20 protein-coding genes and 1 pseudogene are annotated in these 20,497 nt (G+C 45.0%); 4 read left to right on the plus strand and 17 right to left on the minus strand.

Annotated elements, in window-relative coordinates:
- Positions 1-20: 20 nt before the first annotated feature.
- From ASULF_RS10260 to sat, 9 genes are all read right to left on the minus strand, one after another.
- A complete protein-coding gene (locus tag ASULF_RS10260; protein ID WP_015591660.1) occupies positions 21-797 on the minus strand; it encodes an enoyl-CoA hydratase-related protein in 777 nt (258 codons plus the stop codon).
- A 97-nt stretch (positions 798-894) separates the two neighbouring features.
- On the minus strand, positions 895-1,488 hold the full coding sequence (locus tag ASULF_RS10265; RefSeq protein ID WP_015591661.1) for an METTL5 family protein: 594 nt from the start codon (positions 1,486-1,488) through the stop codon (positions 895-897).
- Positions 1,489-1,640: 152 nt separating this feature from the next.
- A complete protein-coding gene (qmoC, locus tag ASULF_RS10270; RefSeq protein ID WP_015591662.1) occupies positions 1,641-2,792 on the minus strand; it encodes a quinone-interacting membrane-bound oxidoreductase complex subunit QmoC in 1,152 nt (383 codons plus the stop codon).
- 29 nt (positions 2,793-2,821) lie between these two features.
- Positions 2,822-5,071: an FAD-dependent oxidoreductase gene (locus ASULF_RS10275; protein WP_015591663.1), complete on the minus strand. Its 2,250-nt coding sequence runs from the start codon at positions 5,069-5,071 to the stop codon at positions 2,822-2,824.
- Positions 5,072-5,075: 4 nt separating this feature from the next.
- Positions 5,076-6,344 (minus strand): CoB--CoM heterodisulfide reductase iron-sulfur subunit A family protein, encoded by a 1,269-nt coding sequence (locus tag ASULF_RS10280; RefSeq protein WP_015591664.1) that lies wholly within the window; start codon positions 6,342-6,344, stop codon positions 5,076-5,078.
- A 216-nt stretch (positions 6,345-6,560) separates the two neighbouring features.
- The gene (gene aprA, locus ASULF_RS10290) at positions 6,561-8,477 is read right to left on the minus strand and encodes an adenylyl-sulfate reductase subunit alpha (protein WP_015591665.1); all 1,917 of its coding nucleotides are present in this window, start codon (positions 8,475-8,477) and stop codon (positions 6,561-6,563) included.
- 20 nt (positions 8,478-8,497) lie between these two features.
- Complete coding sequence (aprB, locus tag ASULF_RS10295; protein WP_015591666.1) at positions 8,498-8,941, minus strand: adenylyl-sulfate reductase subunit beta; 444 nt, start codon at positions 8,939-8,941, stop codon at positions 8,498-8,500.
- A gap of 89 nt (positions 8,942-9,030) precedes the next feature.
- Positions 9,031-9,396, minus strand: coding sequence for a DUF6955 family protein (locus ASULF_RS10300; protein WP_015591667.1), 366 nt, complete (start codon positions 9,394-9,396; stop codon positions 9,031-9,033).
- Between the two features lie 5 nt (positions 9,397-9,401).
- Positions 9,402-10,766: a sulfate adenylyltransferase gene (gene sat / locus ASULF_RS10305; protein WP_015591668.1), complete on the minus strand. Its 1,365-nt coding sequence runs from the start codon at positions 10,764-10,766 to the stop codon at positions 9,402-9,404.
- A 281-nt stretch (positions 10,767-11,047) separates the two neighbouring features.
- Here sat and ASULF_RS10310 point away from each other — a divergent pair, with 281 nt between their 5' ends.
- From ASULF_RS10310 to ASULF_RS10325, 4 genes are all read left to right on the plus strand, one after another.
- On the plus strand, positions 11,048-12,091 hold the full coding sequence (locus ASULF_RS10310; protein WP_015591669.1) for a DUF1786 domain-containing protein: 1,044 nt from the start codon (positions 11,048-11,050) through the stop codon (positions 12,089-12,091).
- 208 nt (positions 12,092-12,299) lie between these two features.
- Positions 12,300-13,283 (plus strand): 7,8-didemethyl-8-hydroxy-5-deazariboflavin synthase subunit CofG, encoded by a 984-nt coding sequence (gene cofG, locus ASULF_RS10315; RefSeq protein ID WP_144060545.1) that lies wholly within the window; start codon positions 12,300-12,302, stop codon positions 13,281-13,283.
- A complete protein-coding gene (gene cofH, locus ASULF_RS10320; protein ID WP_015591671.1) occupies positions 13,284-14,300 on the plus strand; it encodes a 5-amino-6-(D-ribitylamino)uracil--L-tyrosine 4-hydroxyphenyl transferase CofH in 1,017 nt (338 codons plus the stop codon).
- A gap of 9 nt (positions 14,301-14,309) precedes the next feature.
- The gene (locus tag ASULF_RS10325) at positions 14,310-15,479 is read left to right on the plus strand and encodes a radical SAM protein (protein WP_015591672.1); all 1,170 of its coding nucleotides are present in this window, start codon (positions 14,310-14,312) and stop codon (positions 15,477-15,479) included.
- Between the two features lie 126 nt (positions 15,480-15,605).
- On the opposite strand, the gene ASULF_RS10330 is transcribed toward ASULF_RS10325, so the two are convergent.
- The 8 genes and pseudogenes from ASULF_RS10330 to ASULF_RS10360 all read right to left on the minus strand — a co-directional run bounded on the left by ASULF_RS10330 (position 15,606) and on the right by ASULF_RS10360 (position 20,496).
- A complete protein-coding gene (locus ASULF_RS10330) occupies positions 15,606-15,893 on the minus strand; it encodes an FGGY-family carbohydrate kinase (protein WP_048098229.1) in 288 nt (95 codons plus the stop codon).
- Positions 15,863-16,114, minus strand: coding sequence for a hypothetical protein (locus ASULF_RS10335; protein ID WP_048098230.1), 252 nt, complete (start codon positions 16,112-16,114; stop codon positions 15,863-15,865). Before ASULF_RS10335 ends, ASULF_RS10330 begins: the two co-directional genes overlap by 31 nt.
- A 54-nt stretch (positions 16,115-16,168) precedes the next feature.
- Entirely contained in the window at positions 16,169-16,810 is a 642-nt protein-coding gene (locus ASULF_RS10340; protein ID WP_015591673.1) for an MBL fold metallo-hydrolase, read from the minus strand.
- Positions 16,811-16,850: 40 nt separating this feature from the next.
- The gene (locus ASULF_RS10345; RefSeq protein ID WP_015591674.1) at positions 16,851-17,168 is read right to left on the minus strand and encodes an AzlD domain-containing protein; all 318 of its coding nucleotides are present in this window, start codon (positions 17,166-17,168) and stop codon (positions 16,851-16,853) included.
- Positions 17,165-17,797 carry an AzlC family ABC transporter permease gene (locus ASULF_RS10350; protein ID WP_015591675.1) on the minus strand — a complete coding sequence of 211 codons (633 nt, stop codon included), beginning with the start codon at positions 17,795-17,797 and terminating at the stop codon, positions 17,165-17,167. The genes ASULF_RS10345 and ASULF_RS10350 overlap by 4 nt, the downstream gene beginning before the upstream one ends.
- A 254-nt stretch (positions 17,798-18,051) precedes the next feature.
- Positions 18,052-18,147 (minus strand): annotated as a pseudogene (locus ASULF_RS12465) (7-carboxy-7-deazaguanine synthase QueE); the annotation flags it as partial.
- A 191-nt stretch (positions 18,148-18,338) separates the two neighbouring features.
- Positions 18,339-19,739 carry an RNA-guided endonuclease InsQ/TnpB family protein gene (locus tag ASULF_RS10355; protein WP_015591676.1) on the minus strand — a complete coding sequence of 467 codons (1,401 nt, stop codon included), beginning with the start codon at positions 19,737-19,739 and terminating at the stop codon, positions 18,339-18,341.
- A gap of 199 nt (positions 19,740-19,938) precedes the next feature.
- A complete protein-coding gene (locus ASULF_RS10360; protein WP_015591677.1) occupies positions 19,939-20,496 on the minus strand; it encodes a ribbon-helix-helix protein, CopG family in 558 nt (185 codons plus the stop codon).
- Position 20,497: the final 1 nt, after the last annotated feature.

A 20,497-nucleotide genomic window follows, 5' to 3' on the forward strand; every position in this document is an offset into this window, starting at 1 on the left:
TTTCTAAATTAACTCATCATTCAGTACTTCCATCTCGGCTCCCTCTTCTCAAGGAAGGCCTTTATCCCCTCCACGGCATCCTCAGAGGAGCTCTGAAGAGATATGACCTCTGTCGCGTATTCTAAGGCAAGGAAGTCCTCCATCTGTATCTGCCTGTAGAACATTCTCTTTCCAGATTCAAGGGCTGTGAAGCTGTAGCCAGACAGCTTTCTGGCCAACTCCATTGTGGCACTCTCCAGCTCTTCTACCGGAACGATTTTGTTGAGCAGACCCCACTCATAAGCCTGCTTTGCGGTTATGAACTCTCCGGTAATCGCCATTTCATAAGCCCTCTTCCTTCCAACAGCTCTGCTCACAAACACAACAGGAGTGCTGCAGAACAGACCTATCTTGACTCCTGGGAGAGAGAACAGTGCATTTTCTTCAGCCACAGCGAGATCGCATGCAGAGACAAGTTGACAGCCAGCCGCAGCGGCCATCCCATGAACCTGTGCTATGTATGTCTGAGGAGCGTTTCTTATGGCCAGCATAACGCTGAAGCACTTCCTGAATAGCTTCTCTACTTCGATGGGATGATTCAGGATTTCATTAAGATCGTGTCCGGAAGAAAATATCTTCCCAGCTCCTTTTATAATAACAACCTTAACTTTTCTTTCAGCAGCTAGATCGTTCACGAGGCTTTCAAGTTCATCCAGCAGATCATATGAAAGTGCATTCCTTTTTTCAGGCCTGTTGAGTGTTATGATGCCTATTCTGTCCTTCTCTTCATAAACCAGGTTCCTGAATTCCCTTTTCATAGCGATTAATGGTTAAAAAATTTTAAAAATTTATCGATTTTTGGTTTATACTGGATCAACTCTGCTTTTCGTAAGTAGGGTCATCATGCTGCACGACTCAGATCTTAACCAATCTGTACACTTCAACAGCGATCTGTTTGTATTCCTTCACATGAAACTCATAAGTCCTTTTGAGTGGTATTTCGAATCTCCACAGGTGTGTTATCTTGAATCCCTTTTCTTCCGAAACTTTCCTTATGAATCTCTCACTTCCAGCCGAGTGTATTGAGTATATAACTTCCGATAGCTCAAAAGCCTTCAAAATGAAATACCTGTCTGCATGCCTTCTCTGTATCCCGAAAGGTGGGTTCATTATCGTGGTAAAATCCCTTTTTTTCAGCCACAGACTTTTGATATCTGCTCGAATCAGATCAATGTCAACTCCAAACTTCTCAGCATTCTTTTTTGCTATTTTCAGGGCGGACATATCTATATCTACACCAACTACCCTCGCTGATAGCAGAGAGCAGGCAATGGAGATCATTCCAGTACCGCAGCCAAGATCGAGCACATCCACCAGATCCCCCATTAGTCTGGCATTGATGGCTATAAACGATGCCAGAGAGGGGGGAGTAACATACTGTTCCAGATGGATCTTGGGTTTCTCAAACCCGGAAACTTTCTCGAGTTCAATCTCAAGGCTTTTCTTCACAACATTAAATCTGTGGCGATGCTATAACCATTTTTCGATTGTTGAAGCTGGATGGAGCTGAACCAATGAGTTATGCATGCAAAAAAGAGATAAGCTTTAATATTCGATCTTTTTTCAACTATTAAAACCAACAAAAATTTAAAAATAAAAAATTACTTTTCTACAAGCCTCCCAGTTTTTCTTGCATGCATGTAAGCAAGGCCTCTATACATCAGGTGTGCGAACTTGGAGTATGGTGCATATGCGAGCAGCATAAAAACCAGTACCAAGTGCACCATGTACAGCGGATACGCTATCTCCGCAGCATTGGCAAATCTAAGTATCTCCATGAGTATTCCAGTTATAATAACCAGATAGAGGTCGGTTATGAAGAACCAGTCCTGATAGCTTGGCTTTCCAGCTCTGTCAGAGTTAGCTAACCTCGTATAAACGATCCAGGTCATTCCACCGAAGATCAGCAGGAAACCGATGTTGCCGATTATCTTCACGGGATCATAGACTGGCAGGGCCAATTCCTTGACACCCAGAAGATACATGTACGCCACAGCACCGAGCGTGGAGATACCAAGAAGGATGAAGCCATAAAACGCTCCAAGGTGGGCATAGTACCTGTACTTGTTCTCAGAGCACTCGGCAAACCTCGAGTGCTTGAGGATCAGCCTCAGAGCATTCCAGAACTCATACCAGAACCCTCCAGCTTTCATCGTGGTTTTTCCTTCCAGACCTCTCTCGACCTCATAGACCATGCCGGATGACATACCTATCGCTTTCCAATACTTGTAGAAACTTATCAGAGCCACCACGATCACATAGGCTCCCAGCAGCATTCCCGCTACCTCTATGGCGAGGTGATTTATGAAGTTACCATACACAACACCCTCGCCCTCTGGCTGGAGCAGAACCCCCGGAATCTGCAGGAAAGCATACAGCAGAATTATTGGAATTGCGATCAGTATCGGCAGGTAAACGGGTGATGTAAACAACTTGCCCATGAACTTGGGAGTTGAGTACTCATAGAATATGTAGTTCCTTATCGCATTCAGAGCCTCTCCAGGTTTTGCCCCTCTCGGGCAGTTTATCGAGCAGTCATTGCACTGATGGCAAAGCCATATATCTGGATCCTTCAGCAGCTTATCCTTGAGCCCCCACTGCGCCCAGATCATCTCCTTTCTGGGATATGGATTATCATCGGGAGAAAGAGGGCAGACCACAGAACATGTAGCACACTGGAAGCACTTCTTGAGAGATGATCCTCCCATCTTCATTAAATCCTTAACAAAGTTAATATCAGGATTTAGTTTCATGCCACCACCCCTCGTAAAAAATTGGTAAATTAGAACCCTTTATACGGGTTCGGGCCAAATTCATCCTCAATTCTCTCAACGAACTCCTGTATTATCTGCGGGATCTTGTCGTACTCAGATATCGGAAGCTGTACAACCTGTACTCTCTCTGCTTCGAGAGCCAATCTCTGCAGTGTCTCCTGAACATTCTCCATTCTCCTGTTGGCCAGCTCACTGCCCTTAATGAAGTGGCACTGGTAGTCGTCTCCATACTTGCATCCTATGAGGATAACTCCATCGATACCTCTGGACAGTGCATCTGCCACCCAGACAACATTGAATGAACCCAAGCACCTCACCGGGATTATCCTGACATCGGGGTGCCACTCCATTCTGTTGAGTGCTGCCATGTCAAAGGCCGGATATGCGTCATTCTCACAAACGAAAGCTAGGAACCTCAGGCCCTCATCCTCATCCTCTGGCACATAGATGCTCTTCACCATGGAACCGATCATGTCAACATTGTAGTTCTTGAACGAGATGATTCTCTCCGGGCAGGCTCCCATACAGACTCCACATCTCCTGCATCTGTTCGGATTCGGCTTTGGAGTCCCCTTCTCGTCCTCATCGAGTGCACCGAATGGACACTCCTCAGTACACCTCTTACACTGCGTACACCTCTGCAGGAAGAACTCCGGATAGCTGAGATCTCCAACTCTTGGGAATGTTGCTGCTCCTCTGCTTATAAGCTCCAGAGCCTGTACAGCCTTCAATGCTGCACCTGTAGCATCCTCCTCACTCTCAGCAACACCCATTGGCTGTCTGAATGGTCCGGCAGCATAGATAGCTGTCCTCTGGGTCTCATACGGGAAGCATATGAAGTTAGAGTCCGGGAAGCCGTACTTCAATGCCGGAAGTTCTGGACCCTTTCTGTATGTGAGGTTGAGGATTCCTCCCACCTCTTCAATAGCCTCTGCAAGCTTCTCCTCTGCCTCTTCAGTCTCTCCAGCCTCTCCTTCTTTAGCTTCGCCCTCTTCCTTGGCTTCAAGCATATCCGCGATTTTCTTGAGCCTTGACACCATACCGGTCGCGAGCACGACCAGATCAACCTCTACCTCAATGTCCTCTCCGAGCAGGGTATTGGCAACCTCCACAAGCATGCCGTTGTCGGTTTTGGTTATGCTCTTTATTTCACCCTTTGTCAGGAATACTCCAGGGTCCTCCTGAACCCTCTTGTAGAAGTCCTCGTACTCTCCGGGGGTTCTCATGTCCTTGTAGAATATGAAAGCCTGACCATCGTTGAGCTCCCTGACATAGAGAGCCTGTTTCAGCGAGACCATACAGCAGATGCTTGAGCAGTAGGGCAGATGCTCCGGATCTCTCTGCCCGGCACACTGGATGAACGCAACCCTCTTTGCCGGCTCTCCTGTTGAGGGAACAATTATCTTCCCGTTCTCCTTGACCATCTCTTCAAGCATGACATTCGTTATCACATCAGGATACTTTCCGAATCCAAGGTTCTCGAGCTTTGTTGCATCGTATGGCTCCCAGCCAACAGCCACAACTATCGAGCCAACCCTTACCTCTTCCTGATTTCCGTTCTGGTTTATCACGACATCGAACAGACCCGGCTGACCGGAGATCTTCTCTACATATGCTGAGGTATAGACTTTTATCCTGTCATTCTCCATGACCTGCTTTATCTTCTCATCAATGTCTGGCTCTCTTGGCTCTCTGAATGGTGGCTCGTTTGGTGTTATCTTTGCGAACTTCTTGACCCATCCTCCAAGCTCCGCCTCCTTCTCAACGAGAACCACATCGTAACCAGCATTCGCAGCCTCTATTGCAGATGTCAGGCCAGTTACACCACCACCGATGACAAGAACGGTCTTTGTGATCTCCTCCTTGTATGGCTCCGGAAACTCCATCTTCTGGGCTTTAACTATGCCCATTCTGATGTAATCTTCAGCAAGCATCTGGGTTTTCGGATCGTTTGGCTTGTGGCTCCATGCGACATGCTCTCTCAGGTTAACCCTCTCAACAATAACATTCGGGAAGTCGAAGGTGTCGTAGTTCACTCTTGGTGAACAGGCTGCTATTATGATCGTGTTTACTCCCTCTTCAATATCTTTCTTGATAAGCTCTACACCCTCCTTACCGCAGAGATATTCATGGGTTTTTGCAGGAACGCTGAACTCCTCATCTGCAACCTCTTTAAGCTTCTCAACATCTATTGAATTGCCAATATCACAGCCGGTGCAGATATAGAGCATATAATTCTTCTCAAACTCTTCAGCCATACAATCACCTCTTAGCAATCTGAATACCTTTCAGAGCTGCTGCAGTTGACTCCTCAACAGCAGTTGCCACATCACTTGGCTTCTTGGCAACTCCGGCAACATATATACCCGGAGAAGACAGAGCAAATCCGTAGCTGTCGAGCTTAAGCTCTTTTATCGGTAGATTGACTCCAGAGAGTTCCGGCTGCATTCCTGTGGCGAGAACTACCATCTCAACCTCAGTCCTCGTTTTCTCTCCAGTGAGCGTGTTCTCTGCAACAACGATCAGATTTCCGTTCTCTCCTTCTTCAATCTTCGCAACCTTTCCCTTGACAAAGACTATGTTCTCGTCCTCGCTTACGGTTGCATAGAAATCCTCGAACCTTCCAGGGGCCCTTATATCTATGTAGAAGATGTAAACCTTTGCATCAGGATACTGCTCTCTGATGTAAGTAGCCTGCTTCATCGAAGCTAGGCAGCAAATTGCAGAGCAGTATGGCAGATGGTTCTCATCTCTCGATCCAGCACACTGCACAAACGCTATGGTATTTGGCTCCTTTCCATCGCTCGGTCTGACAATCTTGCCCTTTGTCGGCCCATTGTATGATGCCAGCCTCTCCATCATAACATTCGTTATGACATTCGGATACTTTCCAAAGCCAAGGTTCGTCAGCTTTGTAGCATCGTATGGCTTCCAGCCAGTCGCGACGATGATCGATTCAGCCTTTATGTTGATCGTCTTTTCTTCCATGCTGAAATCTATTGCATCATACTTGCATGCAGAAACGCACTTCGCACACTCATCCTTCTTACAAACACTGTCATCAATCACATACTTCATCGGAAATGCTAGATCGTGTGGCAGATAGATTGCTTTCGTTTTATCCATGCCGTAGTTGAAATCATTGTCTCTCTCTACCGGACAGACCTTGGCACACTCTCCACATGCCGTGCATTTAGATATATCCACATACCTTGGCTTTATCCTAACAGTCACATCGAAGTTTCCCGGGCTACCGCTGACATCAACAACCTCACTCATCGTCAGGAACTTTATCTTCGGATTTGTTCTTATCCTCCTGAAAAGGATTTCAAGTCCGCAGTATGGTGGACAGAGCTTCGGGAAATACTTGTAAAGCTGTGCTACCCTACCTCCAAGATATGGATTTCTCTCCACAACATATACATCATATCCAGCTTCAGAGGCTTCGAGCGCTGCACTCAGTCCTGCGATGCCCCCTCCTATAACCAAAATGTTCCCACTTAGCTGACCAGAAGGAATATTCTCTCTCATACTATGCCTCCTTAATTTTTACCCCCCTTTTCTACCATCACGCCCGATAATTTTAAAAGTTTTATCTTGTTTTTCAAGATTAACTATACTAGTATCCATTTTATAGACAATCCATTTCAGAACTGAAGAAAAATAAAAAAATCTCGTTCTCGGGGGTTTAAAGGTTTTAAAAAAATTGGGAGTAACCCTCAACCCCCGATCACACATTCTACCGCCTTATTCTGGTACAATCTGGATGTATGGTCTCTCGATGACTTCCCACTCGTCAGTCTGTGGGTTGTATCTGACATTAACGAACTTTCTCCAGTTGGCGTCGTCGAGCTCTGGATAGTCTGCTCTGTAGTAGTATCCTGGATATCTTGTCTCCTTCCTTGCAAGGATTGTTCTTGCATGCGCCTCAGCAACCCACATTCTGTGGATGTTCTCCCAGACTCTCTGCAACTCGTGGAGGTCCTCAGCAGCAAGCTTCTCACTATCCTCCTTCAGGAACTGCAGGAGCTTGAGGCCCTGCTCGATCATCTTCTCGCTGGTGGTATAGTAGGTTGAGATACCACCAACATACTCATCCATGATCTTCTGCAGTCTGAACATGAACATCTTTGGTCTGATGTAGTTCGGATTGATCTCTGGTCTTGTTGTGGCATCCTTGTACTGCTCGTAGAGGTTCAGTGGTCTGTAAACGATTTCCTTGAGTTTCTTGATTCTCTCTTCACTAACTGCTGGTGTGTAGTCCTTGTGGTCTCTTGCGAATTTGACTGCTGCCTTTCCGGCGATTCTTCCCTCTGTGAATGAACCGCTTGAGAACTTGTGACCGCTTGCTCCAGCACCATCACCGCAGGTGAAGAGACCCATGACTGTGGTCATTCTGTTGTACAGTGCCGGGAACGCATCCTTGTACTCATCCGGCATTGCATCGGATGGACCGCAGACCCAAGCACCGCTTGCACCAGCATGTGAGCCTATGAAGTATGGCTCGGATGGCATGATCTCAGATGGCTCAACTGCTGGGTCGATGTTCATTGATGCCCAGAGCAGAGCCTGGGTGATTGTCATGTCGAGGAAGTCCTCCCAAGCCTCAGCCTCGAGTTCCTTGAATTTCTTCTTCCTCTCCTTCTCGTCCGGGATCTCCTCAGCAAGTGCCTGGATAGCCTCTGGTGTCCTCATGTAGATCGGTCCTTTGCCCTCTCTCATGTCGAGGAGCATTGCATGGTTTCTCAGGCAGGTTGGCATTGGCTTCATTGAGCCGTATGGCTGGAACTTCTCAACTTCAGCCTTTCTTGTGACCATGTACTCCTCGCCAAATGCGTTTGTCGCCTTGCACTTAAAGAGCAGGAACCAAGCACCGACTGGACCATAACCATCCTTGTATCTTGCTGGAACGAATCTGACATCCATGCAAGTCAGCTCAGCACCAACCTGTGCCATTAATGCATAGGTAGATCCAGCGTTCCAAGGTGGATACCAAGCTCTACCGAGACCCTCACCGGTTGATCTCGGTCTGAAAACGTGGACTGCTCCACCCATCGCACAGATGACTGCCTTTGCCTTGAACACATAGAACTTGTCCTCTCTAACGCTGAAACCAACTGCACCGCAAACTCTGTTCGGATCGTTATCATCTGTGAGCAGGTGTGTGATCATAACTCTCTCATAGATGTTCTCTGGGTCGAGAACGCTCTTTGCCGCCTCAGCAACGATTACCTTATAGCTCTCACCGTTTATCATTACCTGCCATGGGCCCTCTCTTACATACTTGCCGTCCTTATCCTTCCAGATTGGGAGCCCCCACTTCTCGAAGAGGTGGACACTTGAGTCAACATGTCTTGCAACATCGTAAACGAGATCCTCTCTAACAATACCCATCAGGTCAGTTCTGACATACTTCACAAAGTCCTCGGGCGTCCACTGCCCGTAGCTTGCCCTACCACTCATTCCGAGGTAGGTGTTGATGGCTGAGAGACCCATTGCAACTGCACCGCTTCTATCGATAGCAGCCTTATCTACAAGGACAACTTTCATGCCGAGTGGTTTTGCCCAGTAGCATGCTTCAACTGCGGCACCACATCCAGACATTCCACCGCCAAGAATCAAAACATCTGCTTCAACTTCCTTTATTTCAGCCTCGTATGGCATGATTACACCTCCAAATAAATTTACTTCTTAAATACTGGGAACTCTACTTCAAGTGTATCCGGCTCTGAGAACAGCAACTCGCTGTCGAGATCCTCTGGCTTTGCCTCTGGGAATCCATCGTGGGCTTTGATTGAACCCTCTGGGGTTGTCCTGATTGGGAATTTGAACCTCTTTACTGTGCCGTTTCTGAACTGGACTGTCCACATGATTGAATCACTACCCCTTAGGGGTGTAACTCTCGCACCCAGTGGAGCAAAGTCTGCATAACATCTTACCTCAATAGCACCCTGTGGGCAGATCTTCACACAGTTGTAGCACTCCCAGCACATCTCTGGCTCTCTGTTGTATGCTTTCTCCTTCTCCTTATCCAATACCATAAGGTCGTTTGGGCAGATGTACTGGCAAGCTGTCTTATCCAATGCCTTACATCCATCACACTTTTCCGGGTTTACATAACTTGGCATTTTTTCACCTCCAACTCCAAATTCCGAACTCCAACTTTCCCGATTTTAGGAGCGTCATAAATTAGTTATATAAAATTCTAAAAAATTTATTAAATATCTGATGTGTCAATGTCCGGTGGTGGTATGTACTCGGACTCTTTGGCTGCGAGTTCCTTGATCTCATCGATTTTCTCGAATACTGCCTCTACAACATCAGCACCGAGACTCTTCTTGTTAACAACTTCCTGGAACAGGGCTCTCCTGAATGCCACAGGAAGATCTTCAAGGAAACTTCTCGAATCTATTCTTGCATTTGGAAACTCTGCAAGGATTTTCTGAGAAACCTCCTCTGGAACCTCTATGATCAGCTGCTTAACCTGGCCACCAAAGAGATATGCAAGTTTATTCTCGAGTCCCGTGCCTTTGATCGCCTCAAGCCTCTGGTCATCGAGCAGAATGCCTATATAGTGTACCATTTTCATCACCCCTTGCTAACCTCCATTGGAGGTACATCCACTTCAAGCGTCTTGTCCTTCTCTGCGAGATACTTCGGATTCACGAATGGATATCCATAGACCTTCCACCATTTGACAATTGCCTTGTAAACCTCAGGCCTCATGATTATGTTCGGTGGGAAGATACCCTCTGCGACCATTCCTCTTATGAAGCTTCCACTGAGTTTCTGCTTCTGATCGACATGTCCACAGGTCTCACTGTACGCCATCTCTCCACACTTGGGGCAGTACCAGAACTCTGCCATGTTTTGCGGGATGATTTTCAATCCATAATCAACTTCATTTGGTGGAGCTTCAAATCCAAAGCTTGGAATACCCTTCGTCCATAGGATCTGGGTTGCATACATGTCGTAGTACTCACCAACTGCTGCGTGGTCTCTACCAAACATGTGATGCGTGCATCCCATGTTCTGCCTGATTATACCGTGCAGCAGTGACTCGATCGGGTTACCGTATCTCATGTCCCAGAGCGTGAATGTGACCATATGCCTCTCGGGTTTGATGTAACCAAACCTGTTAACGGCAGCGTGACCCTCAAGAATCGCCTCATCTGGGTAGTCTCCTCTTCTCTTGGCACCGATAATGGCGTTTACGAGGATACCCCTGCACGGCTCGACATCTCCAGTGTATGCAGCGTTCTTCATCAGAGCCTCGTGACCAACATGCGGAACATTTCTCGTCTGGTGGGCTATAGCTGTTCTCCAGCCCTTCTTCTTGAATTCCTCTCTGCATTTAGCTGGTGGGAACCAGAACTTGTTGTATGGATCTCTGAACTTTGGCTCGTTTACTATCGTGTACTTTCCAGCGAGAACCACAGGGTTCATGGACCTGTAGATCATGTAGCCTGGATGCTTTTTGTCGAATGGAACCTTAACAACCTCGGGATTCCTTTCGGGAGTTCCAAAAGTTCTGGTTGCTATATCAACTGGATCGATCTTGTAAATCTCATCGATGTCAAGAACTGCAAAGGGCTGGCCTTTCAATCTGAGCAAAAGCCTATCTCCCTCACCAACACCGAGATTCTTGTAGTCCTCTTCACTTATATCGAACACGAGCGGGTATGGAAATACCCATTCGTTCAGCAACCTTCTCTCTTCAAGAACTCTCTCTACCTCGTTTCTGACCATTGAACCCTCAACAGGGCTGAAGAATCCATAGCAGATCGACATTATCTCTCTGTAAACATTCCTTATCGGCACGCCATCGAGCATGGTTGGTTTTATATCGTAGGTAACGCAGCCATCAGCCATCTTTTTAGCACGATCCGGATTCCTAACGACTCTATCAACTAAGTTGCCACCATGAGGTGGTGGTGTTCTCAATAACGCCATCTAATCAAACCCCCCCTTTCCAACAAAATCTAAATTATCTAAACTATATAAGTTTTTCGAATAATATCTACACGATTAATCATATATTAGCCCAATAACACCTGCACCTCTAAAATAAAAGCTATTTGGGGTTTTAAACTATAGCTAATTCATTTTAATAGCCACATGAATGGATAAAATGCCAACAAAAACAAGTACTGTTTAATTAATTACTTTTATCATTTCGAATTTTTCGAAATACCTATCGCAAAATGTTTAAATCGGATATATAGCATAACAATATGGAAGCTCTGACGGTTGATGTCGGCACCGGGACTCAAGATGTTCTTTTATATGACAGTAGCAAAAACATAAGAAACTGTCTGAAGATGATCCTTCCTTCTCCAACAAAGGTTGTTGCAGAAAGAATAAGGGTATGCACGGAATCCGGAAAGAACATCATGCTTACCGGCTACACGATGGGGGGTGGACCATGCACCCGTTATGCCAGGAAACATATTGAGAGGGGACTTAGAATATTTGCCTTCCCAAAGCCTGCATTGACATTCAATGATGACTTACAGAAGGTAAGAGAGATGGGTGTCGAGATCGTTGAGTCAGAGATGGAGGATGCTGAGAGAATAGAAATGAGAGATGCATTCATGCCAGAATTCGAGGCTTTTTTCAAAAACCTGAGTGTCAGCATTCCGGATAAAATCTTCTTTTCCGTTCAGGATCACGGATTCTCGCCAGACATGAGCAACAGGAAATTCAGGTTTATGGTGTTTGAGAGAACAGCCAGAAAAGGTAGTATTTACTCTTTCTTTTACAGGGATGTCCCTGAATACTTCAACAGGATGAGGAGCGTTGTTGAATCGATTGAGGATTATGGCAGGTCAGTAGGAAGGGAGTTCGAGGTATTCATTATCGATACGGTATTCTCCGCTGTGATTGGAGCTATGGTTGACTGCAAAGAATTTCCTGCTTTGATAGTTAACTTCGGTAACTCGCACACGATTGGGGCAGTTGTGGATGAAGATGGTACGATATACTCACTCTTCGAGCATCACACATTTGCTATGAAGCAAAAAGGCTTAGAGGGTATCAACAGATTCATTGAGAGATTTGTTAGGGGAGAGATAAGCAATGAAGATGTTTTCAACGAGGGTGGACATGGAGCGTATGTGGATGAGGTGGTCGATGTTAAGGATAGAGTTTGCACAGGCCCGAATTCCCATCTATGCAAGTACAGAACAGCAAACCCAGCTGGAGACACGATGATAACAGGAAACATTGGAATGCTCAAGGCTTATTGTGAGCTGACAGGAGAGGAGTTGGTAATATAGGATTTAGGCATAATATGTGAGCATACTTAACGCTATTTATAAAGCTTTTACAGACTCTTTATGCGGAGATGACATGAAACCAAATTCGGTTAGAAGCAATCAGCTCAAAAAAGTTGAGTCGGGAATTGAAATCGAATATTTAATAATGTAATGTAAGAGAGCAATAAAACAAAAACCTTAACTAAAGCAAAGGATGTTGTTGAGTGATATGATCGTCACATTCTCATGGAATGTTTTCATCCCCCTCACCACAGCCTGCAGAAACAGATGTCATTACTGTGGCTTCAGGAGTGATAATCCGGAACTGATGGGGATTTCGGAGGTTAAGGAATTGCTGAACAAAGCCAAAAATGCCAGTGAAGCACTTTTTACTTTTGGTGAAAAGGCGGATGAAGTTAAGGGGGTCCGGGAGAGGCTAAAGTCTATGGGCTTTAGTGATTTTGTTGACTATGTTGTGGAGATGAATAGACTCGCAATATCGAAATCCAAACTTCCTCACACGAATGCTGGTATACTCAGCTATTCAGAGTTAAAGAGGCTAAAACCATACAACGCGTCAATGGGCCTCATGCTCGAACAGGCTGTTGAACTCGATTGCCATTCTGAAAGTCCGGGTAAAAAGCCCGAGGTAAGAATAAAAACGATAAAGGATGCAGGAAAGCTTAAGATTCCATTTACAACAGGAATACTCGTTGGAATTGGAGAAAGCTTTTACGATGACCTTTACTCTCTGGAGGTTATTGCTGAATTGCATAAAAACTATGAACACATTCAGGAGTGCATAATCCAGAACTTCAAGCCCAAAAAAGGCACTCCAATGGAGAGAATGGAAAGCCCATCTGCAGACAGGATGCTGAAAATTGTCAAGGAGGCGCGGGAGATTTTGCCCGATGATATAACAATCCAGATCCCTCCAAATCTTGTGAGAGATATACTCCCATTCATAAAAGCTGGAGCAGGAGATCTTGGTGGGATTTCAGATACAACAATAGATTATATAAACCCGGAAGAGCCTTGGCCATCGATCGAAGAAATCGAAAGATGTTTAAATGGAGCGTATGTCCTAAGAGAGAGGTTACCGATATATCCGAGGTATATAAAGATGGAGTGGGGTGGGGAAGAGGTTTCGGAACTCATATCCAGAATGTCAGATGATGAGGGCTACAGAAAAGATGGTTATAGGGGGAGTTGAATGCTCGCACAGTATCTTTCCCTGCTGTCCGATCCATTCGAGACTTTTAAAATTGCAGATGAGATAAGAAAAGAAGTTAACGGAGATAATGTCTCATTCGTAGTCAACAGAAACATAAACTTTACAGATCTTTGCGTAAACCGCTGTAAATTCTGCTCTTTCAGAAACAGAAAGAGGTTTTTGCTGAGCAGAGAAGATATAAAAAGAAAGGTTGAGGAGGCTGTGGAATACGGTTGCACCGAGGTTTGCATCCAGGGTGGGTTGCTGGAGGGCGCAGACATTGATTTCTATATAGGAATACTTCAGGCGGTTAGAGATGTTTCGGAGAAGATTCACATCCATGCGTTCTCTCCGATGGAAGTTCTGCATGCATCCAGGAACAGCAACATGCATTATGAAGATGTCCTCAGAGAGTTGAAAAAAGCCGGTCTGGATTCGATGCCAGGAACTGCAGCGGAGATACTCGACGATGGGATCAGAAATGAGATTTGCCCGGAAAAGCTGAAAACGAAAGAGTGGATAGAGATAATCAAAGCAGCCCACAGAAACGGGATTCCAACCACAGCAACGATGATGTATGGACATATAGACAGCTGGGATGATAGAATCAGGCATCTTCTCATAATAAAGAAGATTCAGCAGGAAACGGGAGGGATTACGGAGTTCATACCTCTGCCGTTCATGTCCAAGAACAATCCTCTTGGAGCAGTTTCCAAAGGCTCCTCAGGATTCGATGATCTGCTTGTGATAGCCATATCAAGGATAATCCTCCATCCTGAGATTCAGAACATACAGGCATCATGGGTCAAACTCGGGAAGAAGCTCGTTCAGGCTGCTTTATTTACCGGAGCCAACGATGTTGGTGGCACTCTCATCGAGGAGAATATATCGAAATCTGCTGGATCAACATCAGGAGAGTTCATGGATGTCGAGGAAATCCTGACCCTCATAAGGATGTGTGGCAGAATCCCAGTTCAGAGGAACACTGTATATGAAACGCTGAGAACATTTGAGTGATGTGAAACCATGATCAGCCTAACAAAGATGCTCACCGGAAAGGCTACGGTTTCTGAAAGAATTACCTACTGCGGTGATAAAAGCTTCATACCGGAAAGGCTGAAGAATTTAAGGAAGAAAATCTCTCCAGTAGTTGTTCTGAATTTAACGAGGAAGTGCAACCTCAGATGTGTTCACTGCTATGCCGATGCTAGCAGCCATTCCAGCAAGGAGCTTACAACAGAAGAGATAAAAGCTGTTATCGATGATCTGGCTGAGATGAAAATTCCTGTCCTGCTTTTCAGCGGTGGAGAGCCATTGATTAGGAAAGATATTTTCGAACTTGCGGAGTATGCAAATGACAAGGGAATCAACTGCTCCCTCTCAACAAACGGCACACTCATAACTGAAGAGATCGCAGACATGCTGAAATCCTGTTTTATCTATGTCGGGGTCAGCCTCGATGGTTTGAAGGATGTAAACGACAGGTTCAGAGGTGTGGAGGGGAGCTTCGAGAGGGCATTGCAGGGACTGATCAATGCGAGAGATGCAGGGATAATGACAGGGATAAGGTTTACAGTCACAAGATACAACCAGAACGACATAGATCCGATAATAAACTTGCTTGCGGAAAACGACATTCCCAGGTTCTGTTTATATCATCTCGTACCCTCTGGCAGGGCTGATTTTAAAGATGATATAAGCAAAGAGGAGAGAAGGAAGATAATAGAATATCTCATGAGAAAATCTGTTGAGCTTGTAGATGAAGGTTTCAAAACCGAAATACTTACAGTGGATAACCCTGTAGATGGTGTTTTCGCCTACCTGAAAATGAGGGACGAGAACCCTGACTATGCAGAAAAAATTCTGGAGTTCCTGAGATACAGGGGTGGAGATGGCAGTGGTGAAAGAATAGCCAACATCGACATGTATGGATACGTCCATCCGAACCAATTCTGGTGGGATTACAGCTGTGGGAATGTCAAGGAGAGGAAATTCAGCGAGATCTGGCTGAATCCCAATGAATTGCTGATAAAGCTCAGGAATAAAGAGAAATATTTGAGAGGAAAATGCGGGATGTGTAATTTTAAAGATGTCTGCGGTGGATTCAGACTGAGGGCTTTGAGATATGGAGATCTATGGGGAGAAGATCCGGATTGCTACCTTAGCATGGAAGAGATCTCTCAGAAAGGTTTTTAAAGTTCCGGGATAAGATTGTCCTGCCCACCAGCCATGCGTCCCCTGATGGGAGATGATGGGGATTCCACAGGGTGGGCAACAATCCTATGCGTTTGTGATTGCTCTTAATTACTCTAATCGCTCCAATCACCAATTCAAAGCCATGTAAACCTTCTTCAGCTTTTTATATGCATTAACATATTCTTTGAATGGCCTCGCGTATGACCTCATGTATCTCCCAGCGTTCTCAGGCTTGAGTACCTGATCGACCTCGGATTTAGAGATGGCATCATCAAAATTTTTGGATTTACCAAGAGAGACCAACGCCATTGCTGCCAGCCCCCTCAACCCGACCTGATCTGGACTTTTCATCCTCCTAACCGGTTTGTTGATGACATCAGCTATTATCTGGCACCATACATCAAACAGAGCCATGTGTGCGCTAAACAGATAGCAGATACCTCAGCCTTTGACTCTTCAACGACACTCTTTCCAAGTTCAATAACAGTCCCCCACAAACTGCTGGGATCCTGCTCAGCCCTGTCACCTAGATAATCGATTTTTGCCTTCGTGGATTTTGATGACCAGAGGAGAATAGCTTCCAGATCCATTACCGCACATTTTATCGAAGTTGTACCGATATCAAGCAAGAACATTCATCAAAAGAATAGGTTAAAATTAATTTTTTTCTTTATTTGATTACTATTTGATTACAAAAACATCTTTGCAAAACGAAGTGATCGTTGGATGTGCTCATTTCCTTCACCGATAACGACATCCTCATGTCCCGGATACAGGTTTCTCACATCTAAATTCGACAGCTTTTTTATTGATTCTATAAGTTCGTATGCACTCCCCCCCGGAAGATCCACCCTTCCAAAACTGCCATGGGCGAAAACTGTATCTCCGCTGAAAAGCCATTTTTTCTCTTTCTCGTACAGACAGATACTCCCAGGAGAGTGCCCGGGTGTGTGAATTATCTCCAGCTCGATATCTCCCAAATCAAATCTTTCTCCACCCCTGACAACAATATCCGGCTCGAATGGCCTGAATTTCACACCGAAAAATGAGACCTGGGATCTAACCAGCGCCATCTCACTTTCGTGGATGACTACCCTTGTATCTTCAAACCAGCCCTTCCAGTCGCTTACCGCAGAGGCGTGGTCGAAATGAGAGTGAGTCAGGAAGATGTAGGCAATATCCTTCGGATTTATGTACCTCCTGACCTCATCCACCAAGTATGCTGCATCTCCCCCAGTATCTATGAGCGCTGGAACTTCTGAGAGAATAAGATATACATTCGCAGCCAACGGAGGAGTTACGATCTGCACAGGCTTAATATCGCTATTCATGGATTAAAAAAAGGTATGGCTCTTAAAAAACTTTTGATTTCTAAAATCCCTGTATTGCTTGTACCGAGAGGGACAGCAAGAGATGGGTTAGCACTCCTGCCAAAACTGAAATTCCCAGATTCTCCCATCTCCTGTATGTCACAAAAACGAACAGTATAGCAACTAAGCCTACACCCAAATCCCTGAAAACTATTGGGAATGATATAAAGCTCGTTACGAACAGTGCAGAGATTAAAGCTGTTGATGAATATGCCAGAAACTCTTCAAACCTCTCAGACCTTATTTTCCCGAACTTCATTGGGAGGAATCTGGTGAGATATGTTCCTGCCGCCACAAGCACTATTGCTAGAAGCTTCATCTTCTCAACCTCATAGCAATTAGCGGACTCACAACTCCTGCCAGCAGAATGCCGATTGAAGAATACCCGAAGTAGTGGAATATGAGCGCTATTAGTCCACCCATTATTGCTGAGAGTCTATATTTCTTGAGGTTTGGAATCAAAAGAACGAGGAACAGTGCTGTAAGGGAGAAAACGAGTGATGGTGTTAAGGTTTTGTTCGAAATAAGGAATGCCCCTCCAACGATCCCAATAGCAGTACCAAGGACCCATGCCGAATATGAACCCAACTCCAGGCCCCAGAGGAATCTTTCATCTCTAGGAGCCGTAAGCGATCGTGCAAACACCTCGTCAGTTAACCCAAACGCGGTTATACATGGTTTCTTAATTTCAAAGTTCTGAGAGACTATGTATCCATACACTATGTGTCTCAAATTCAGGAATATCGGTATGAAAACTGCATTCACAAAGGAGTAGGGCATCAGCGAGATTAACGCGAATTGGCTCGCTCCGGCAAATACCAAAGCAGATGTCAGCAAAGTCTCCACCTTGCTGAAACCGAGAGCTAATGCAATTATTCCGAATGTCATCGCTACCGGGACATATCCAATAACTATTGGTATGCTGGCGATCAACCCTTTTCTGAACATCGCATTCCCCCAAACCTCGATTTAATCTTGATTGAAATACCCATCTGCATTCCTCCAAATTGCTTTCGTATTTGATCATCTATGATTCAAGAAGGTTACTCTGATAACAAAATCAAAAACTATACTTTTATTTCAACCCACTTATCCTCATTTTCAGAAACTCTGACCCTGACAACATCTAAACCTCCCTTTTTAAGTTCATCACTGTATTTCTCCTGTGATCAAAACAACATCACTGTCCAGTGTATCACTTGTAAATTACATCCAGAGAAACGGATAAAAAGCTGTCTTACACCAACAAAAATTCCCTCACCCTGAATTGATTCAAATATCTCACTACTTGCCTCCATTTTTGTATCATCTCCCTATCTGGTATTACCGGACATATAGAAATTTTACCTATTTTATATACCATACACAACATTGCTGAAGCAGTTACTGATAGTTAAAGATTATGGATTCAAATATATCGTCTTCTGTTTTTTGTTCTTAAATCCAAGCATGAGATCTGAGTGAATAACCAATTAGAGCGTGTTGTGAATCACCCCTCGCTCGCGCAAGGGGCTTCGGGATGGGTTTGAACCGTCAGGTTCCTTACCATCCCAAGGGGGACACAACCCCTTACTACTCCTATCTGTCCCAGCACGGCAGATTCGGAGCTACCTCTCAGCCTGTGGAAGACTCTTAACCTGATTATTTGTTTGAGGCCAGACGCCGTATCCCTCAAAACATGATTCGTCTGGCCAATCTCGTACAGGTACTTTTTCAGGATGTTTCTTGCGGAGTTGACATCTGCGTTGATGATGCCGATCACGGATTTGAACAGACCCCTCTTTACCCTTTTTCGAGGTTCATAGTGCTCCTTAGAAGGATGTTCGTGCTTAACGGAGTCCACACCGGATGTGTATTCTTCACTTATCTCTATGACATTCCCGAATTTGTATTGAAGGTGCTTCACCACTTTTCCGTGAGGAAGCAGGGAGAACATCTGGTTTACGAGGTCGGGCAACTTGCTTTCCTTGTTCTTGGATGTGTGGACGTTTCCTATAACGATCCTTGTCACCTGTCTCCTGGCAAGCTCCACAATCAGGTTTGATACACGGTGAGAGAAATCTCTCAGCAAATTTCTCACCCGCTTCCAGAGCTTGGCAATTCTTTCGTTGAGTTTGTGGTGTGGTAAGCCCTCTTTCAGGTTGTCTCTTCTAGACTGCAATCTGGAGATTTTCTTGAGGTATTTTCTTAGAAGGGACATTAGACCTCTGCCATCGATGATGTATGATGTGGGGTGGTCCTCGATAACGATGACTGCAAAGTTGGAGGTGTTGAAGTCGATGCTCATCAACCTCTCTTTTTCTGGTTGTTGGGTTTGCTCTTGCTCCACTGAATATATGATCCCCATCTGGTAGAATATCCTGCCAGAGTACTTGAGAGGTGTGATCTGGATGTTTCTTACATCATACTGAGTTAAGTCGATACCAGTATCAATCCACAAGTACTTCTTGTCAAAACCGTACTCTCCTCTGAGATACGCCTTCAACTGTTTTGGTATGGATAACCTGATCTTACTCCCGAGCACCTTGAAACCTGTTTTATCGTAGATAATGGTATGATGTGGTCTCTTCTTATCCATGAATCCTGGCCTTCTTACGGGAGAACTGTAATTCTCAGGATTCTTCAGGTAGTCAAAATACGTCATCCAGCCCTCAACGAGCTGACCCATGAGGATTTGGGCTGACCTTGAGTGAATGTTTCTGACGAAGAAGTTGTCTTTGAGTTTGTTGTAGATGTCGTAAACGTTGAACTTGAGGTTTCCGTTTATGAGGTGGTAGTTGACGATGTTCCATACTTTGCCAGCGTTGTAACAGAGGTTGCCGATGACTATCTCCTGCTCCTTAGTCAGTTTGGGCTGAACGACTATGCATCGGTTTTCCTGCACGTACATACGTCTGCGTTTGAGCAAATATATGTTGAGAGTGGTGTGAAAGTGGAAAGGATATATTCCCACCCACTTCCCCTTGCGTATCCCCTCCCTCGCGGAAGGAGTCTTGCAAGCAACGGGAAGATAAAATCAATATCTTGTGTTCTGAGATTCCACCAACTAACCAGAAAATTTGAAAGATGGGTGTTTAAGATGGTTTAAATTACTTCCTAACAATTGTCAGCTTTCTCGATCCAGAAATTATTTCCACCGGGATATTCTGAGCCTCAAACATCCCTTCGAGAAAGATTTTTAGTATGTTCTGCTCGCTTTGAGTGGATAAAATTATGGTAAATACCCTACCGTTAGCCTTTACCTTGAACCAGTTTCCAAGCTCCAGAAACTTCAGAATCTCTTGGATGTCGTTTATCCCCATCTTTTTGTTCTGAATGCCCTTGTTGTAACCTATCTCTCTGATGTACTCAAAAAACTCATCAGAAGCTCTTTTGTTTAGCTCGTCAAGAATCTTTATCCACATCTCAATGTCAACCAATACATGCTCTTCGCTCTCCAGCATCTCTCCGATCTGCTTGAGCTTTTTTATGTCGAGGTACCTTATTGCCTTCTTTATCTCATAGTATGCCTTGATAGCTTCCCTTATAGTCTCCGATGCATTCCTGTCCTCTTCTCTGGCAAGAAGCTCTACCATCTTCTCTGTCTCAGCATCCAGGGCTATAGAGAGTCTTGATATGTTTCTAGCCCTTCTTTCCTTAGCTATCAAT

This window comes from Archaeoglobus sulfaticallidus PM70-1 (assembly GCF_000385565.1).
GTDB classification, from domain to species: Archaea; Halobacteriota; Archaeoglobi; order Archaeoglobales; family Archaeoglobaceae; genus Archaeoglobus_A; species Archaeoglobus_A sulfaticallidus.

Bases quoted from the DNA above. Each gene is read 5' to 3' on its own strand.
- ASULF_RS10260 (WP_015591660.1), bottom strand. From the start codon at position 797: ATGAAAAGGGAATTCAGGAACCTGGTTTATGAAGAGAAGGACAGAATA.
- qmoC (WP_015591662.1), bottom strand. From the start codon at position 2,792: ATGAAACTAAATCCTGATATTAACTTTGTTAAGGATTTAATGAAGATG.
- ASULF_RS10275 (WP_015591663.1), bottom strand. From the start codon at position 5,071: ATGGCTGAAGAGTTTGAGAAGAATTATATGCTCTATATCTGCACCGGC.
- ASULF_RS10280 (WP_015591664.1), bottom strand. From the start codon at position 6,344: ATGAGAGAGAATATTCCTTCTGGTCAGCTAAGTGGGAACATTTTGGTT.
- aprA (WP_015591665.1), bottom strand. From the start codon at position 8,477: ATGCCATACGAGGCTGAAATAAAGGAAGTTGAAGCAGATGTTTTGATT.
- aprB (WP_015591666.1), bottom strand. From the start codon at position 8,941: ATGCCAAGTTATGTAAACCCGGAAAAGTGTGATGGATGTAAGGCATTG.
- ASULF_RS10300 (WP_015591667.1), bottom strand. From the start codon at position 9,396: ATGGTACACTATATAGGCATTCTGCTCGATGACCAGAGGCTTGAGGCG.
- sat (WP_015591668.1), bottom strand. From the start codon at position 10,766: ATGGCGTTATTGAGAACACCACCACCTCATGGTGGCAACTTAGTTGAT.
- ASULF_RS10310 (WP_015591669.1), top strand. From the start codon at position 11,048: ATGGAAGCTCTGACGGTTGATGTCGGCACCGGGACTCAAGATGTTCTT.
- cofG (WP_144060545.1), top strand. From the start codon at position 12,300: ATGATCGTCACATTCTCATGGAATGTTTTCATCCCCCTCACCACAGCC.
- cofH (WP_015591671.1), top strand. From the start codon at position 13,284: ATGCTCGCACAGTATCTTTCCCTGCTGTCCGATCCATTCGAGACTTTT.
- ASULF_RS10325 (WP_015591672.1), top strand. From the start codon at position 14,310: ATGATCAGCCTAACAAAGATGCTCACCGGAAAGGCTACGGTTTCTGAA.
- ASULF_RS10330 (WP_048098229.1), bottom strand. From the start codon at position 15,893: ATGGCTCTGTTTGATGTATGGTGCCAGATAATAGCTGATGTCATCAAC.
- ASULF_RS10335 (WP_048098230.1), bottom strand. From the start codon at position 16,114: ATGTTCTTGCTTGATATCGGTACAACTTCGATAAAATGTGCGGTAATG.
- ASULF_RS10340 (WP_015591673.1), bottom strand. From the start codon at position 16,810: ATGAATAGCGATATTAAGCCTGTGCAGATCGTAACTCCTCCGTTGGCT.
- ASULF_RS10345 (WP_015591674.1), bottom strand. From the start codon at position 17,168: ATGAAGCTTCTAGCAATAGTGCTTGTGGCGGCAGGAACATATCTCACC.
- ASULF_RS10350 (WP_015591675.1), bottom strand. From the start codon at position 17,797: ATGTTCAGAAAAGGGTTGATCGCCAGCATACCAATAGTTATTGGATAT.
- ASULF_RS10355 (WP_015591676.1), bottom strand. From the start codon at position 19,739: ATGTACGTGCAGGAAAACCGATGCATAGTCGTTCAGCCCAAACTGACT.